General features: G+C 72.7%; 13 protein-coding genes. 10 read left to right on the top strand and 3 right to left on the bottom strand.

The features are described 5' to 3' along the window. Positions 1–19: 19 nt before the first annotated feature. Positions 20–1,564 carry a hypothetical protein gene (locus tag OG406_RS15970; RefSeq protein ID WP_329186321.1) on the bottom strand — a complete coding sequence of 515 codons (1,545 nt, stop codon included), beginning with the start codon at positions 1,562–1,564 and terminating at the stop codon, positions 20–22. 204 nt (positions 1,565–1,768) lie between these two features. Here OG406_RS15970 and OG406_RS15965 point away from each other — a divergent pair, with 204 nt between their 5' ends. From OG406_RS15965 to OG406_RS15945, 5 genes are all read left to right on the top strand, one after another. Next, positions 1,769–2,608, top strand: a complete 840-nt coding sequence (locus OG406_RS15965) for an enoyl-CoA hydratase/isomerase family protein (RefSeq protein ID WP_329186319.1) — start codon at positions 1,769–1,771, stop codon at positions 2,606–2,608. 63 nt (positions 2,609–2,671) lie between these two features. Next, entirely contained in the window at positions 2,672–3,826 is a 1,155-nt protein-coding gene (locus tag OG406_RS15960) for a GGDEF domain-containing protein (RefSeq protein WP_164374072.1), read from the top strand. 103 nt (positions 3,827–3,929) lie between these two features. Then, positions 3,930–5,468 carry a histidine ammonia-lyase gene (hutH, locus tag OG406_RS15955; RefSeq protein WP_329190819.1) on the top strand — a complete coding sequence of 513 codons (1,539 nt, stop codon included), beginning with the start codon at positions 3,930–3,932 and terminating at the stop codon, positions 5,466–5,468. A gap of 235 nt (positions 5,469–5,703) precedes the next feature. Continuing rightward, positions 5,704–5,907, top strand: a complete 204-nt coding sequence (locus tag OG406_RS15950; RefSeq protein ID WP_030794464.1) for a cold-shock protein — start codon at positions 5,704–5,706, stop codon at positions 5,905–5,907. A gap of 135 nt (positions 5,908–6,042) precedes the next feature. Beyond that, positions 6,043–7,794 (top strand): DEAD/DEAH box helicase, encoded by a 1,752-nt coding sequence (locus OG406_RS15945; RefSeq protein WP_266616077.1) that lies wholly within the window; start codon positions 6,043–6,045, stop codon positions 7,792–7,794. A gap of 437 nt (positions 7,795–8,231) precedes the next feature. On the opposite strand, the gene OG406_RS15940 is transcribed toward OG406_RS15945, so the two are convergent. Further along, positions 8,232–8,984 (bottom strand): DUF2625 family protein, encoded by a 753-nt coding sequence (locus tag OG406_RS15940; RefSeq protein ID WP_164372359.1) that lies wholly within the window; start codon positions 8,982–8,984, stop codon positions 8,232–8,234. Positions 8,985–9,041: 57 nt separating this feature from the next. Beyond that, positions 9,042–9,389, bottom strand: a complete 348-nt coding sequence (locus tag OG406_RS15935; protein WP_266616080.1) for a hypothetical protein — start codon at positions 9,387–9,389, stop codon at positions 9,042–9,044. Positions 9,390–9,499: 110 nt separating this feature from the next. Between OG406_RS15935 and OG406_RS15930 the strand changes: the two genes are divergently transcribed. The 5 genes from OG406_RS15930 to OG406_RS15910 all read left to right on the top strand — a co-directional run bounded on the left by OG406_RS15930 (position 9,500) and on the right by OG406_RS15910 (position 14,565). Continuing rightward, positions 9,500–9,844, top strand: coding sequence for a hypothetical protein (locus OG406_RS15930; RefSeq protein WP_164372361.1), 345 nt, complete (start codon positions 9,500–9,502; stop codon positions 9,842–9,844). Positions 9,845–10,050: 206 nt separating this feature from the next. Continuing rightward, positions 10,051–11,331 (top strand): L,D-transpeptidase, encoded by a 1,281-nt coding sequence (locus tag OG406_RS15925; RefSeq protein WP_267048390.1) that lies wholly within the window; start codon positions 10,051–10,053, stop codon positions 11,329–11,331. Between the two features lie 182 nt (positions 11,332–11,513). Next, the gene (locus tag OG406_RS15920) at positions 11,514–12,995 is read left to right on the top strand and encodes an ABC transporter permease (protein WP_329186309.1); all 1,482 of its coding nucleotides are present in this window, start codon (positions 11,514–11,516) and stop codon (positions 12,993–12,995) included. Positions 12,996–13,030: 35 nt separating this feature from the next. Beyond that, positions 13,031–13,714 carry an ABC transporter ATP-binding protein gene (locus OG406_RS15915; RefSeq protein WP_164372364.1) on the top strand — a complete coding sequence of 228 codons (684 nt, stop codon included), beginning with the start codon at positions 13,031–13,033 and terminating at the stop codon, positions 13,712–13,714. Positions 13,715–13,794: 80 nt separating this feature from the next. Further along, a complete protein-coding gene (locus tag OG406_RS15910; RefSeq protein ID WP_326842472.1) occupies positions 13,795–14,565 on the top strand; it encodes a group II truncated hemoglobin in 771 nt (256 codons plus the stop codon). Positions 14,566–14,568 lie beyond the last annotated feature (3 nt).

Below are 14,568 nucleotides of genomic sequence, written 5' to 3'. Positions count from 1 at the left end.
CCGGGGCCTGCCGGTGGAGTCACCCCTGTTGCCCGGGGGAGAGCGGTCCGCCCACGCAGATCCCCACGATCGGTACGCACACGCCCGGCCGGTGCGTCGGCGCCGGAGCCCTGGTGGTCGGAGCCTGCGTCGGCGTGTGGCGCGGAGCCGTGGCCGTGGGTGCGGGATCCGGTGCCTGCGGGGGCCGGGTCGTGGACGTGTCCGTGGGGATGCCGGTGGCGCCCGGCCCGCCGGTGTCCAGGTCGCCGGTGTCCGGGTCGTCGGCGTGGCCCGCCGGTGCGGCGCCGCCCGACGCCGTCGGGGACGGACCGGGGGTCGGACCGGCCCCCGGGGTGGGGCTTGCGCTCTCGCCGCCCATCACCGCCGTCGCCGTGGCGACACCGGGACGCGCGGGCGGCGGTACGGCCTCCACGGTGGTGACGGCGTCGTCCGCCGGGTCGGTGTCGGCGGCCGTGGGTGTCCCGCCCCGTGGCTCCGCGTCCGCCGGGCCGCCGCCTCCGCCGATCCCGGTCATCGACTCCGGTGCCATCCGCGCGAGGCTCAGCACTCCCGCCGCCAGCGCGAGTCCCCCCGCGGCGAAGAGCACCCGCCGTCGCCGGGGCCTGCGATGCCGTCCCCGTCCGGAACCCGGGAGAAGCGGGTCGGCGGCGACATCGGCGGCGACATCAACATCGGTGTCGGGCGCCGCCACGACGCCGGGCGCCCATGGAGCCTCGCCCGACCGGCCCGCGGGCGTCGGTACCGGGACGGTCCTCGGCGCCGGCTCGGCAACGGTCCGGTCCACGGCCCGGTCCACGGCCTGGTCCATCGCGGGTCCGTCCCCCGCGGTCGGGACGCCGGTCCGCCCTCCGGGACCCCCGAGCCGGCCGGCTCCCTTCACGGCGGAAACGTTCCTGGAGACGCCCGGGGCGCGGTCTTCCGTTGTCGTGACGACCTCCGGAACGACGGGTCCGCCGGGCTTCGCGAGGGTCTTCGGCGGCCGTACGGCCCCCGGCGCGCCCGCCCCCGCGTCGGCGGACCGAGGCGCCGGGACACCGGCCGCGCTGCCCGGAACCGGAACCCCCGTCGTCGTGGACGCCGTACCCGCCGGCCCGGCCGCTCCCGCAGCGCCCCTCGGCGCCGGAATCCCGCCGGCCCCGGCCTGCCGGGCCGCGGCGGGCGAGCCGGGTTTCGGTGCCACGGTCAGGGGCGGCGTGGCCCACACCTTGGCCGCCCTGCCCGGTCTGGCGGGTCTGTCCCGGACGGCGCGGGCGTCCGCCGGGGCCGCTGCCGCGACGGCCGGGGTGTCGGCCGTCGGTCGTGCCGCCGAGGGTGCTCGGACGGGCGCCCGTACCGTGCCCGTCCGCACCGGATCGATGGCGCCGGCGGTGAACGACGACGGGGCGTTCGTCGCCACTCCGAGGGACGTCGCCCGTACCCAGCGGGCGCGCGTCGGCGCGGGCGTCGTGCCGGCCCGCGACGCGGGCGGGACCGGTCCGGCCGGCGTGGCTCCGGGCGGGGTCCGGCGTACCGCCCCCGGGTCCGGGCGGGCGTCGCCGGCCTGCGGCGTCTCGCGGTCTGTCATGGCCGTCCCTCCCCGGTGCGCCGATGCCCCGCATGCGCTGTGGCGGTGCGCAGATTAAGCACGGGCCGGGTTGGGGGGTACGGGAGTTGGGCCCGATGTCACCCGAACGAGGGGGTGCGCGACGAAGGGGTGGGTTTCGCCGGACGGCGTCGGCTGCGATGATCGGGACATCGATTGTTAACCCGCGTTAACCGGGAGGGTGTCATGGCGGAGCAAGGGGCGGAGCGACCCGCGGACCAGGGCGGGGAGCCGGGCGAGCGGAGGTTCGGCGAGTTCGTCGCCGTACGGCGGCACGGGCACGTCGCCGAGCTCGTCCTGGACCGGCCCAAGGCCATGAACGCGGTGTCCACCGAGATGGCCCGGTCGATCGCGGGGGCCTGCGAGGCGCTGGCCGCCGACGGGGACGTCCGCGTGGTGGTGCTCACCTCCACGCATGAGCGGGCCTTCTGCGTGGGTGCCGACCTGAAGGAGCGGAACTCCTTCACGGACGCCCAGCTGGTGCGGCAGCGGCCGGTCGCGCGGGGCGCCTACACCGGTGTCCTGGAGCTGCCGATGCCGACCGTGGCCGCCGTGCACGGGTTCGCGCTGGGCGGCGGGTTCGAGCTGGCGCTGTCCTGCGACCTGATCGTGGCCGACCGCACGGCGGTCGTGGGCCTGCCCGAGGTGTCCGTCGGGGTGATCCCCGGCGGTGGCGGCACGCAGCTGCTGCCGCGCCGGGTCGGTGCCGCCCGCGCCGCCGAGCTGATCTTCTCGGCCCGCCGCCTGGAGGCGCCCGAGGCGCGGGAGTTGGGGCTGGTGGACGAGCTGGTGGAGGCGGGACAGGACCGTACGGAGGCGCTCGCCCTGGCCGCCCGGATCGCGGCGAACTCGCCGGTCGGGCTGCGCGCCGCCAAGCGCGCCCTGCGCCTCGGGCACGGGCTCGACCTGCGGGCCGGCCTGGAGGTCGAGGACGCGGCCTGGCGTTCGGTCGCCTTCTCCGGCGACCGTGCGGAGGGGGTCGCCGCCTTCAACGAGAAGCGCACCCCGGACTGGCCCGGGCAGTAGGCCCGGCCCCCTGTTCGCCCCACCAATGACCCGAATATAAGCAAATGTCCCTAACCTGGGGTGATGGGAGAGGACAGGCGGCTGAGGGCCGTGGTGACGCTGGCGCAGGGGATGGCCGCGGCACACACGCCGCGTGAGTCGTGGCGGGCCGCGGCGCTCGGCGCGTGTCACGCGCTGACCGGGAGCTTCGCCGCGCTCTCCGTCTGGGAGCGCGAGCTCGGCCGGCTGCGGGTCCTCGTCAACGTCGGCGACCGCGCGCCGGACGAGGCCGAGTTCCCCGACGGCGAGGCCTATCCCGTCCACCAGTTCCCCGAGATCACCGAGTTCCTGCACGAGCGGTGGGCGGGCGGGGGCGAGCCCAACGCCTGGGTGGAGACCGCCGACGGCCCGGCGGCCGGTCCCGCCGGGTACTGCCATCAGCGGGTCGCCGCGCTGCGCAGGCGCGGGCGCGGCTGCTGCGTCGTCGCGCCGATCGTGCTGCACGGACGGGCGTGGGGCGAGCTGTACGTGGCCCGGCGGGCAGGGGCGCCCGTCTTCGCCCGCTCGGACGCCGACTTCGCGACCGTCCTCGCCTCGGTCGTCGCCGCCGGGATCGCCCAGACCGAGCGGCTGGAGGAGGCCCGGCGGCTGGCCTACACCGACGCCCTGACCGGGCTCGCCAACCGTCGAGCCGTCGACGTACGCCTCGACGAGGCCGTCGAGCGGCACCGGACCGACGGGACCGTGGTCAGCCTCGTCGTCTGCGACCTCAACGGGCTCAAGCGCGTGAACGACACCCGCGGCCACGCCGTGGGCGACCGGCTCCTCGAACGGTTCGGATCCGTGCTCTCGCTCTGCGGGGCCATGCTGCCGGGCACCCTCGCCGCACGGCTCGGCGGCGACGAGTTCTGCCTCCTCGCGATCGGCCCCGCCGCGGACGAGGTGGTCCGGATCGCCGACGAACTCTGCCGCCGTGCCGCCGAGTTGGAGCTGGGGGAGGGGGTGGCGTGCGGGGTCGCCTCGACCGAGGACCCGATCGGGCCCGTACGGTCGGCGCGCCGGCTGTTCCGGCTGGCGGACGCGGCCCAGTACCGGGCGAAGGCCGTCCGGGCGGCGAAGCCGGTGGTCGCCGGGCGCGAGGGCCCCGACGATCCGGTCGTCCGCCTCGCCGACACCCCGGCACCCCCGGCGGGCGAGCGCCGACGGTTCCGGGGGCGGCACGACCCGCCCCGCTCCTGACGGTCCACGGGGCGGCAGTTGTGACGTACGTCGGAGTAAGGGGTCAACCCGCCGTCCACTAGTGACATCATCGAATTCACTGCGTACGCTCCTGAATATGGATATGCACACTGTGGTGGTGGGGACGTCCGGGGTGACCGCGTCCGACGTACTCGCCGTGGCGCGCGACGGCGCCCGGATCGAACTCTCCGGCGAAGCGGTGGTGGCCCTCGCCGCGGCCCGCGAGATCGTCGACGCGCTGGCGGCCAAGCCGGAGCCCGTCTACGGCGTCTCCACCGGCTTCGGCGCCCTGGCCTCCCGGCACATCAGCCCGGAACTGCGCGCCCAGCTGCAGCGCAACATCGTCCGCTCGCACGCCGCCGGCATGGGCCCGCACGTCGAGCGCGAGGTCGTCCGCGCGCTGATGTTCCTGCGGCTCAAGACCGTCTGCTCGGGCCACACCGGTGTACGGCCCGAGGTCGCGCAGACGATGGCCGACATCCTCAACGCGGGCATCACCCCGGTCGTCCACGAGTACGGCTCGCTCGGCTGCTCCGGCGACCTCGCGCCGCTCTCCCACTGCGCGCTGACGCTGATGGGTGAGGGCGACGCCGAAGGCCCCGACGGAGTCGTCCGGCCCGCCGGCGAACTCCTCGCCGCCCACGGCATCACCCCCGTCGAACTGCGCGAGAAGGAGGGCCTCGCCCTCCTCAACGGCACCGACGGCATGCTCGGCATGCTGGTCATGGCCCTCGCCGACCTGGAGACGCTCTACAAGTCGGCCGACGTCACCGCCGCGCTCTCCCTCGAAGCCCTGCTCGGCACGGACAAGGTCCTCGCCCCCGAGCTGCACGCCATCCGGCCGCACCCCGGCCAGGGCGCCAGCGCCGCCAACATGCTGGCGGTGCTGAAGGGTTCGGAGCTCACCGGCCACCACCAGGACGACGCCCCGCGCGTCCAGGACGCCTACTCCGTGCGCTGCGCCCCGCAGGTCGCGGGCGCGGGCCGCGACACCCTCGCCCACGCCCGGACGGTCGCCGAGCGCGAGCTGGCCTCCGCCGTCGACAACCCGGTCGTACTGCCCGACGGACGCGTCGAGTCGAACGGCAACTTCCACGGCGCCCCCGTCGCCTACGTCCTCGACTTCCTCGCCATCGCGGCGGCCGACCTCGGCTCGATCGCCGAGCGCCGCACCGACCGGCTGCTCGACAAGAACCGCTCGCACGGCCTGCCGCCGTTCCTCGCGGACGACGCCGGCGTCGACTCGGGCCTGATGATCGCCCAGTACACGCAGGCCGCGCTGGTCAGCGAGATGAAGCGGCTCGCCGTACCGGCGTCCGCCGACTCCATCCCCTCCTCCGCCATGCAGGAGGACCACGTCTCCATGGGCTGGTCGGCCGCGCGCAAGCTGCGGACCGCGGTGAACAACCTGGCCCGCATCGTGGCGATCGAGCTGTACGCCGCCACCCGCGCCATCGAACTCCGCGCGGGCCTGACCCCGGCCCCGGCGTCGCAGGCGGTCATCGCCGCCGTCCGCGCGGCCGGCGTCCAGGGCCCCGGCCCCGACCGTTTCCTCGCCCCCGACCTGGAGGCGGCGGACGCGTTCGTCCGGGCCGGCGGTGTCGTGACCGCCGTGGAACCGGTGACCGGCCCGCTCGCCTAGCGGATGAGCCCCCTGGGGCAGGTGATGTGTGGGCCGGGCGGTCGTCCGGCCCACACACCCCGCCTCGCACCCGCGTATCAGTGTGTGCTACTGTCTCATTGATACGTTTTTGGTACCCATTTACTTTGTGCGCCTGATCGGAATCCTCCGCAGGCGCGTTTTGTTTTACCGGCATCTCCGGCATTACCCGGTGCATGCTCCGGATGGGGGCCCACTACCTGTTCAGGAGAACAACATGGCTACCGGCACCGTGAAGTGGTTCAACTCGGAAAAGGGCTTCGGCTTCATCGAGCAGGACGGCGGCGGCCCCGACGTCTTCGCGCACTACTCGAACATCGCGAGCTCCGGCTTCCGTGAGCTCCTCGAGGGCCAGAAGGTCTCCTTCGAGGTCACGCAGGGCCAGAAGGGCCTGCAGGCGGAGAACATCATCCCCGCCTAGTTCGCGACGCGCTTTTCCAGAGCCGGGTCCCGCGCCTTCGGGTGCGGGTCCCGGCTCGCGCTGTGACAGCTCATGCAGGTGGTGAGCGCTTGTGTGTGCAGTCCGTGGGGCCCAGGAAGGAAATCCAGATCCAGCATGACTCGATCCGAACGTCCCGTCCGTAAGCGGCCGGCAAACGCACGCGCCGCACAGACCGGCGGCTCCGCGAAGAGCGCCGGCCGCGCCACCGGCCGGGGCGCGGGCCGCGGCCCCGTCCGCAAGGTGACGCCGCCTCAGGAGTTCTCGCTCCCCGAGACCATCACCCCGGCGCTGCCCGCCGTCGAGTCCTTCGACGCTCTGGACATGCCCGCCGCCCTGACGAAGACCCTCACGGCCCAGGGCGTCACCGAGCCCTTCCCGATCCAGGGCGCCACCCTGCCGAACTCCCTCGCCGGGCGCGACGTGCTCGGCCGCGGACGGACCGGCTCCGGCAAGACGCTCGCCTTCGGGCTCGCCCTCCTCGCCCGCACGGCCGGCCGCCGTGCCGAGCCGAGGCATCCCCTCGCGCTCGTCCTCGTCCCCACCCGCGAGCTCGCCCAGCAGGTCAACGACGCGCTGACGCCGTACGCCACCGCCGTCAACCTGCGCGTGGCCACCGCCGTCGGCGGCATGTCGATCGGCCGTCAGGCCGGCACGCTGCGCCGCGGCGCCGAGGTCCTCGTGGCCACCCCCGGGCGGCTCAAGGACCTCATCGAGCGCGGCGACTGCGCGCTCGGCCAGGTCGCGATCACCGTCCTCGACGAGGCCGACCAGATGGCCGACATGGGCTTCATGCCCCAGGTCGTCGCCCTGCTCAACCAGGTCGAGCCCGGCGGCCAGCGCCTGCTGTTCTCGGCCACGCTCGACAAGAACATCGACCGGCTCGTCCGGATGTTCCTCACCGACCCCGTGGTGCACTCCGTCGACCCGTCCGCGGGCGCGGTGACGACCATGGAGCACCACGTGCTGCACGTCGCCGACGAGACCGACAAGAAGGCCGTCGCCACGCGCATCGCCGCCCGTGATGGCCGGGTCATCCTCTTCGTCGACACCAAGCGCGGCGCCGACCGCTTCACCAAGCGGCTGCTCGCCAGCGGTGTCCGGGCCTCCGCGCTGCACGGCGGGCGCAGCCAGCCGCAGCGCAACCGCACCCTCGACCAGTTCAAGAACGGTCAGGTCACCGCGCTCGTCGCCACGAACGTGGCGGCCCGCGGCATCCACATCGACGACCTCGACCTTGTGGTCAACGTCGACCCGCCGACCGACCACAAGGACTACCTCCACCGCGGCGGCCGTACCGCCCGCGCCGGAGAGTCCGGCAGCGTCGTCACCCTCGTGCTCCCCGAGCAGAAGCGCGAGATGACCCGGCTGATGGCGGACGCCGGCATCACGCCGCGCACCGCCCGCGTCACGTCCAGCGACGAGGAGCTCGCGCGTCTCACCGGCGCCCGCGAGCCCTCCGGCGTCCCGGTCGTCATCGAGGTCCCGCAGCAGGCCGAACAGCCCAAGCAGCGGCCCAAGGCGCGGCGCGCCACGGGTGGCGGCGCCAGGCGTCCGGCCACCGGCGGCACCGGATCGGCCTCCCGGCAGGGCACCGGATCGGACGGTCAGCCGCGCCAGCAGCGCGGCGCCGGCCGCCCGGCCACGGGCGGCACGGGCGGCGGCCGTCGCACCAGCGGCGGCGGAGCCGCTCCCCGGCGCGCCGAAGGCGGCGGCGGAGCGGGTGGCCGTCGTGCCGAGGGTGGCGCGGCGCCGCGTCGCTCCGAGGGCGGCGCGGGCACCGGCCGTTCCGGCGGCACCGGCACCGGCCGCGGGCGCGCCCCGCAGCGCGGCGGCGGCCAGACCGGCGGCGGTCGCAGGGCGGCCTGACCGACCGGACCCGGTACAGCGTGGCGGAGGCCCCGCGTCCCTTTCAGGGGCGCGGGGCCTCCGCCGTGTCCGGGGCAGGCTCGGTGTCCGAGGGGTGACGCCCGTCAGCGGCGGAGGGCCACGCGGGGGGCGGGGGACGGGACCGGAGGTCGCGATCGAGCGCGCTGCCGCGCCCAGGCCGTCACGCGGCCGGGCGGGGCGGTGGTGTCCCGGGTGGTGTCCCGCGCCCTTCGTACCGGCCGGTCACCGCATCCGCCGCGCGTGACGGCCGTCGTGACGGTTCCTCGGGGGCGTGCCCGGCGGCCGACGGCGCCGGGGCGGGTACCCGGGACGTTCTCCCGGCGCCGCCGACCATGTGTGGCCCGGTGGTCGCCGGTCCCGGGACGGTCGGGCGTGGGCCTCGCTCCCGGTACGGAGGCGGGCCGCCTCCGGTGGGCTCAGAGGTCGCCGAGGAAGCCGGGGTCGATCTTGTCCAGCTTCAGGCCGAACTCCCGGTGCAGATCGAGGAGTTCGGCGAGCGGGACCGGGCGGCGGCTGGTGGACATGAGGTCGCGGCGGGCCTCCGCCGACCACAGGAACGGCACGACGGACAGCCCCTGGGAGCCGGTGAGGGCGCCGGACTCCGCCCGCCAGCCGGGCCACCGCAGCGTGTCGTAGAACTGGTCCGTGCCCTCGCTCAGCAGCCACTGGAGCCATGCCCCGTGGCCGACTTCGAGCGCCTCCCACTTCAGTGAGTCCGGCGCGAAGTACACGATCTCGCCGGGATGCCCGGGCCGCCCCACCGACTCCGGGTCGGCGCCGTTCAGGACGAAGACCCCGCCCAGCACGTCATGACCCACGACGAGTCCGCCGTCCTGGGGGCGCCAGGCCGGATCGAACCGCTCGGGGAAACCGTTGACCTCGGCGAGCGAGGGCAGGTCGGTCGAGCCTCCCGGCAGCCCCGCCGACGCGTCCTCGGCCGGACTGCCGTAGATCCGCACCCAGCCGCTGTCCAGCACCACGCCGCCGCAGTTGAGCACCATCCCGCCCAGCCAGGACCGGGCGGTGACCTGGAGCTGGAGCAGGCTGGCCCGGCCCAGCGCGGGGTCCACGGGGAGGACCTCCATGGACACGCCGCTGGCGTCGAGCGCCTTGGCCAGCAGCGGCCAGGCCGGCTCCTCGACGTCGGTCAGCTCGCTCAGCTCTCGCATGGCTTCCCCGTGGGTTGTCCGGAACGCGGTGGGCTTGCTCGGTGGGCCGTCGTGCTGTCAGTGGGCCAGAGTGCGTTCGCGGCGCACGGAGTACGCCACGAATCCGGCCCCGAGACCGAGGAACACCGTGCCGCCGACGACGTACGGCGTCGTGTTCACGGCGCCGGTGTCGGCGAGTTGGGGCCCGGTGCCGTCGGAGGCCGTGTCCTGCGCGGTGCCGGACGGGGTGTCCGGCGCGGTGTCCGACTGCGGGGGAGTCGCGGTGCCGGCGGGCGCGGACGCCGGTGCCGACCCGCTCGGGGAGGGCACGTCCGGGGTCGCGTTGGCGGACGGGACGAACCAGAGGGCACCCAGGAGGGTCCCCGCTGCGGTGGCGGTCAGCAACGATCGACGTGCGGCGGACACGAAATATCGATCCCCTTGTGGCGCTGGCGAATTGGCCGTGTGGGGCGATGCTAATGAAAGGCGCGGGTCGTGGGAAAGTCGCGTAACCCACGGGCCGTACGCTCCCTCCCATGAGTACCCCTGAGACATCACAGTTTGTCCGGCTTCGTGTCGAACTGGTGCTGGAGATCGGTGACGCCGACGCGGTCACCAAGGCCGCGCTCGGCCGGATCGCCGAGGACGAGGCCATGCCGGCGGACGAGCGGGCGCACGCCGAGAGCGCAGTGACGGAAGACACGGCGGAGGCGCTCGCCTATCTCGTCGATCCGTTCGACCTGGTCAGCGAGGTACCGGGGACGGAACTCGCCCAGGCGTCGTGGAGCAGCGAGCCCATCGACTACGACCCCGATTCGCCTGATTGGGACCTCGACGAGGATGATGCGGACGAGGACGACGAGGAAGACGTGCGCGGCTGACGCGGTTCGGGCGACAGGAGACCCCGGGCGGCAACCGCGGCCCGGGGTTTCTCGTCTCCGTAGACGCACGGGCCACCTGCGTACCGCACCGTCCGTATACCCGGAGTGGTGTGCCCCACATTCCCGCGGGAAGTGGAACGGGACGAACCGGTCGTAGCGTTGACAGTCCTTACGGGGCTCTCGTGTCTTTTCGGGATTCGGCAACGATGGAGAAGCGTGTGATGACGGACAGTAAGCGGCGCAAGGGTCTGATGACCGCGTCCGCACTGCTCGGCGGGGTGCTGGTGCTCTCTGCGTGCAGCGGAGGCGATGACGGCGGCGGCAAGGCCGGCGCGTCGGACACCGGTGACGGAGCTTCGTCGCAGGCCAAGGTCGACGAGGCCGCGGCCAAGAAGACCTCCGAGGCCCAGATCAGGATCACGCCCAAGGACGGCTCCGACAACGCGTCGATCAACAACGGCACGGCGGTCACGGTCAGCAAGGGCAAGCTCACGTCCGTCACGATGCAGACCTCGACCGGCACCGCCGTCGCCGGTCAGATATCCGCGGACAAGAAGAGCTGGAAGCCCACCGCGCAGCTGAGCCGCGCGACCACGTACAAGATCGCCGCCGAGGCCGCCGACTCCTCGGGCCGCGTCGCCCACGAGAACGCGTCGTTCGCCACCGTCTCCCCGGCGAACAGCTTCATCGGCAACTTCACGCCGGAGGACGGTTCCACCGTCGGCGTCGGCATGCCGGTCTCGATCAACTTCGACAAGGCGATCACCAACAAGGCCGAGGTGCAGAAGGGGATCTCCGTCTCCTCCAGCAGCGGCCAGGAGGTCGTGGGGCACTGGTTCAACGCCAACCGCCTGGACTTCCGCCCCGAGGACTACTGGACCGGCGGCTCCACCGTCACCCTGAAGCTGAACCTCGACGGTGTCGAGGGCGCGAACGGCGTGTACGGCGTGCAGCAGAAGACGGTCACCTTCAAGATCGGCCGCAACCAGGTCTCCGTCGTCGACGCCGCGACGAAGACGATGAAGGTCATGCACGACGGCAAGACGATCAAGACCATCCCGATCTCGGCCGGTTCGCCGGAGAACAAGACGTACCAGGGCCAGATGGTGATCTCCGAGAAGTTCAAGGAGACCCGGATGGACGGCTCGACCGTCGGCTTCAAGAACGACGACGGCAAGGGCGAGTACGACATCAAGGACGTGCCGCACGCGATGCGTCTGTCGAACTCCGGCACCTTCATCCACGGCAACTACTGGGGCGCGAAGTCCATCTTCGGCTCCGCCAACACCAGCCACGGCTGTGTCGGCATGTCCGACACGAAGGGCGCCGGCGACCCCAACACGCCTGCCGCGTGGTTCTACAACAACTCGCTGATCGGTGACGTCGTCGTCGTCAAGAACACCGGCGACAAGACGGTCGCCCCGGACAACGGCCTCAACGGCTGGAACCTGGACTGGGCGGCCTGGAAGGCCGGTTCGGCCGTCTGATCCCGCTCGCACAGCACACGCCGATGCGGCGGCGACCCCCACGGGGTCGCCGCCGCATCGGCGTTCTCGACGGTTCCGCCGCATCGGCGTTCTCAAAGGTTTCCGGGCTCGGCCACAGCCTTCTCATCGTTCTTTTATTTCGGCCTTATCCCTTCATCACGCGCCGTACCTAGCTTGCGGCCATGTTCTTCACCTACCTGAGGCGCGAACTGCGCCGCCGCAGAAAGGCGGCCCTCGTCGTCGCCTCCGGGCTCGCCCTGGGCATCGCCCTGGTCATCGTGGTCAGCTCCGTCTCCTCGGGCATGGAGAAGGCCCAGGGCAAGGTCCTCCAGTCGCTGTACGGGCTGGGGACCGACATGACGGTCACCAAGGCGGCCGAACCGGCCACCGGCACCAGCCAGCGCCCTCGCTTCAACTTCGACGCGAACGACAACGGCTCCGACAAGAAGCAGAGCAGCGACCGCGTCATGGTCCAGGGCTTCCAGACCCTCGCCTCCTCGACCGTCGCCAAGGTCGACACCCAGCAGGGCGTGGCGGACGCCGTCGGCGGGCTGAGCCTCCAGGTCATCCGGGTCAACGGCCAGTTCACGCGCGGTCAGTTCCAGCAGGCCCCCGGTCAGCAGGGCGGCAACCGGCGCGGCGGCGCCCAGCCCTCGCCGCAGGGCACCGTCAAGGGCGGCGGAGCCGACTTCGACGTCAACAACTACTCGGTCTACGGCACCGACGTCACCAAGCCCGCCCTGGGCCCGCTGACCTCGTCGAAGATCACCAGCGGCCGTACGTTCAAGACCTCCGAGACGAACGCCAAGGTCGTCGTCGCGGACACCTCCTACGCCAAGGAGAAGAAGCTCAAGGTCGGCGGGACCGTCACCGTCAAGAGCGTCAAGTACACGATCATCGGCATCGCGACGCCGGACAGCGGTGACGCGGCCGCCAACCTGTACATGCCGCTCCAGCAGGCGCAGACGCTCAGCGACTCCAAGAACAAGGTCACGACGATCTACGTCAAGGCCTCGGACTCGCAGCAGATCTCCGGCGTCAAGAGCACCATCCAGAAGAACATCTCGGGCACCACGGTCACCACCTCCGCCGACCTCGCGGACACCGTCTCCGGCTCGCTGTCCACGGCCTCCGACCTCGCCTCGAACGTCGGCAAGTGGCTCTCGATCGCGGTGCTCGTGGCCGCGTTCCTGGTCGCGGGACTGCTCACCTCCTCCGCGGTCTCCCGCCGCGTGCGCGAGTTCGGCACCCTCAAGGCGCTCGGCTGGAAGTCGAGCCGCGTCACCCGCCAGGTCGTCGGTGAGGCCGTCGTCAACGGCCTCGTCGGCGGCGTCCTCGGCATCGCCCTCGGTCTCGCGGGCGCCTACGTCGTCACCGAGATCAGCCCCAACCTCCAGGCACAGCTGGGGAGCACGGGCGGCGGAGGCGGCTTCGGCGGCGGAGGAGGCGGCGGCTTCGGAGGGGGCGGCGGCGGTGGCTTCGGCGGCCCGGGCCGGCAGACCGCGTCCAAGGCCCTCGACGTCGCGCTCACCGCGCCCGTCAGCGTCAACACGATCGTCGTCGCGGTCGCCCTGGCCGTCGCCGGCGGTCTGATCGCCGGCGCCTTCGGCGGCTGGCGCGCCTCCCGGCTGCGCCCCGCGGACGCCCTGCGCCGCGTCGAATAAGCCCCGCCGTACTCACGTATCCCAGGAGTTGCACCATGTACGAACTCAGAGGCGTCACCAAGCGCTATACGCGGGGCAAGGAGACCATCGACGCACTCGCCGGAATCGACCTCACGATCGGGGACGGCGACCGGCTCGTCATCCAGGGCCCCACCGGCGGCGGGAAGTCCACGCTCCTCCAGATGCTCGGCGGACTCGACCGCCCCACCGCCGGGAGCATAGAACTCGACGGCACGGACATGGCGAAGCTGTCCGAGGCCAAGCTCACCCGGGTGCGCAGCGAGAACATCGGGTTCGTCTTCCAGAGCTTCAACCTGATCCCCACGCTCACCGCCCAGGAGAACGTCGAGACCGCGCTCGTACCGCTCGGCGTCAAGACGAAGGAACGGCGTGCACGCGCCGCCGCCGCACTGGAGTCGGTGGGGCTCGCCGAGCGGCTCGGCCACCTGCCCGCCGAACTGTCGGGCGGCCAGCAGCAGCGCGTGGCGATCGCCCGCGCCCTCGTCAAGCAGCCCAAGGTGCTGCTCGCCGACGAGCCCACCGGCAACCTCGACGAGTCCATGCGCGACGAGATCATGGACGTGCTCGAAGCCATGTGGAAGGAGCACGGGCTGACGTTCATCATGGTCACCCACGACTCCTCGATCGCGAAGAAGGCCCCGCGCGTCGCGACGATCCGCAAGGGGCGGATCACCGTCAAGGAGAACGCGAAGGCGTAGCGAAGGCACAGCGATGTGCCCGCAGCGAACGGGTCGCCGGAAGGCGGGCTTCCGACGACCCGTTCGTGCTTCTGTGGGGCATGACCGTTTCGACAGTCGAATACATCCGCTACCGGATCCCCGAGGACCAGTCGGGCCCGTTCCTGGCCGCCTACACCCGTGCCGCGGTCCAGCTCGCCGCCGCCCCCGAGTGCGTGGACTACGAACTCGCGCGCTGCGAGGACAACTTCGAGAACTTCATCCTGCGGATCACCTGGACGTCGACGGAGGCCCACCTGGAGGGCTTCCGGCAGTCCGACCGCTTCCAGGACTTCCTCGCCGAGATCCGGCCCTACGTCGGCGACATCGAGGAGATGCGCCACTACAAGCCGACGGCCGTACGCGGCGAGGGCGCCGCCGTCCCCACGCTGTACGCCTGGGCCGGCGGCACCGAGGCCTTCACCCGCCTCACCGAGGTGTTCTACGACAAGGTCCTCAAGGACGACCTCCTCGCACCCCTCTTCGCCGACCTCGCGCCCGAGCACGCCGCCCACGTCGCCGCCTGGCTCGGCGAGGTCTTCGGCGGCCCCACGGACTACTCCGACACCCAGGGCGGGCACGGCCACATGGTCGCCAAGCACATGGGCCGGGGTATCACCGAGGTCCAGCGCCGCCGCTGGGTCAACCTCATCCAGGACGCGGCCGACGACGCCGGGCTGCCCACCGACGCCGAGTTCCGCTCCGCCTTCCTCGCCTATGTGGAGTGGGGCACGCGGCTGGCCGTCCTGTTCTCCGCCCCGGACGCGAGCGCGCCCGGAGAGCAGCCCGTGCCGAAGTGGACGTGGGGTGCCGCACCGCCGTACCAGCCGTGACCG

Origin of the sequence: Streptomyces sp. NBC_01428 (genome assembly GCF_036231965.1) — a bacterium.
In the GTDB taxonomy this organism is placed as follows: domain Bacteria; phylum Actinomycetota; class Actinomycetes; order Streptomycetales; family Streptomycetaceae; genus Streptomyces.
Note: the sequence above shows the minus strand (reverse complement) of the source record. Positions and strands in the feature narration are given on the sequence as shown.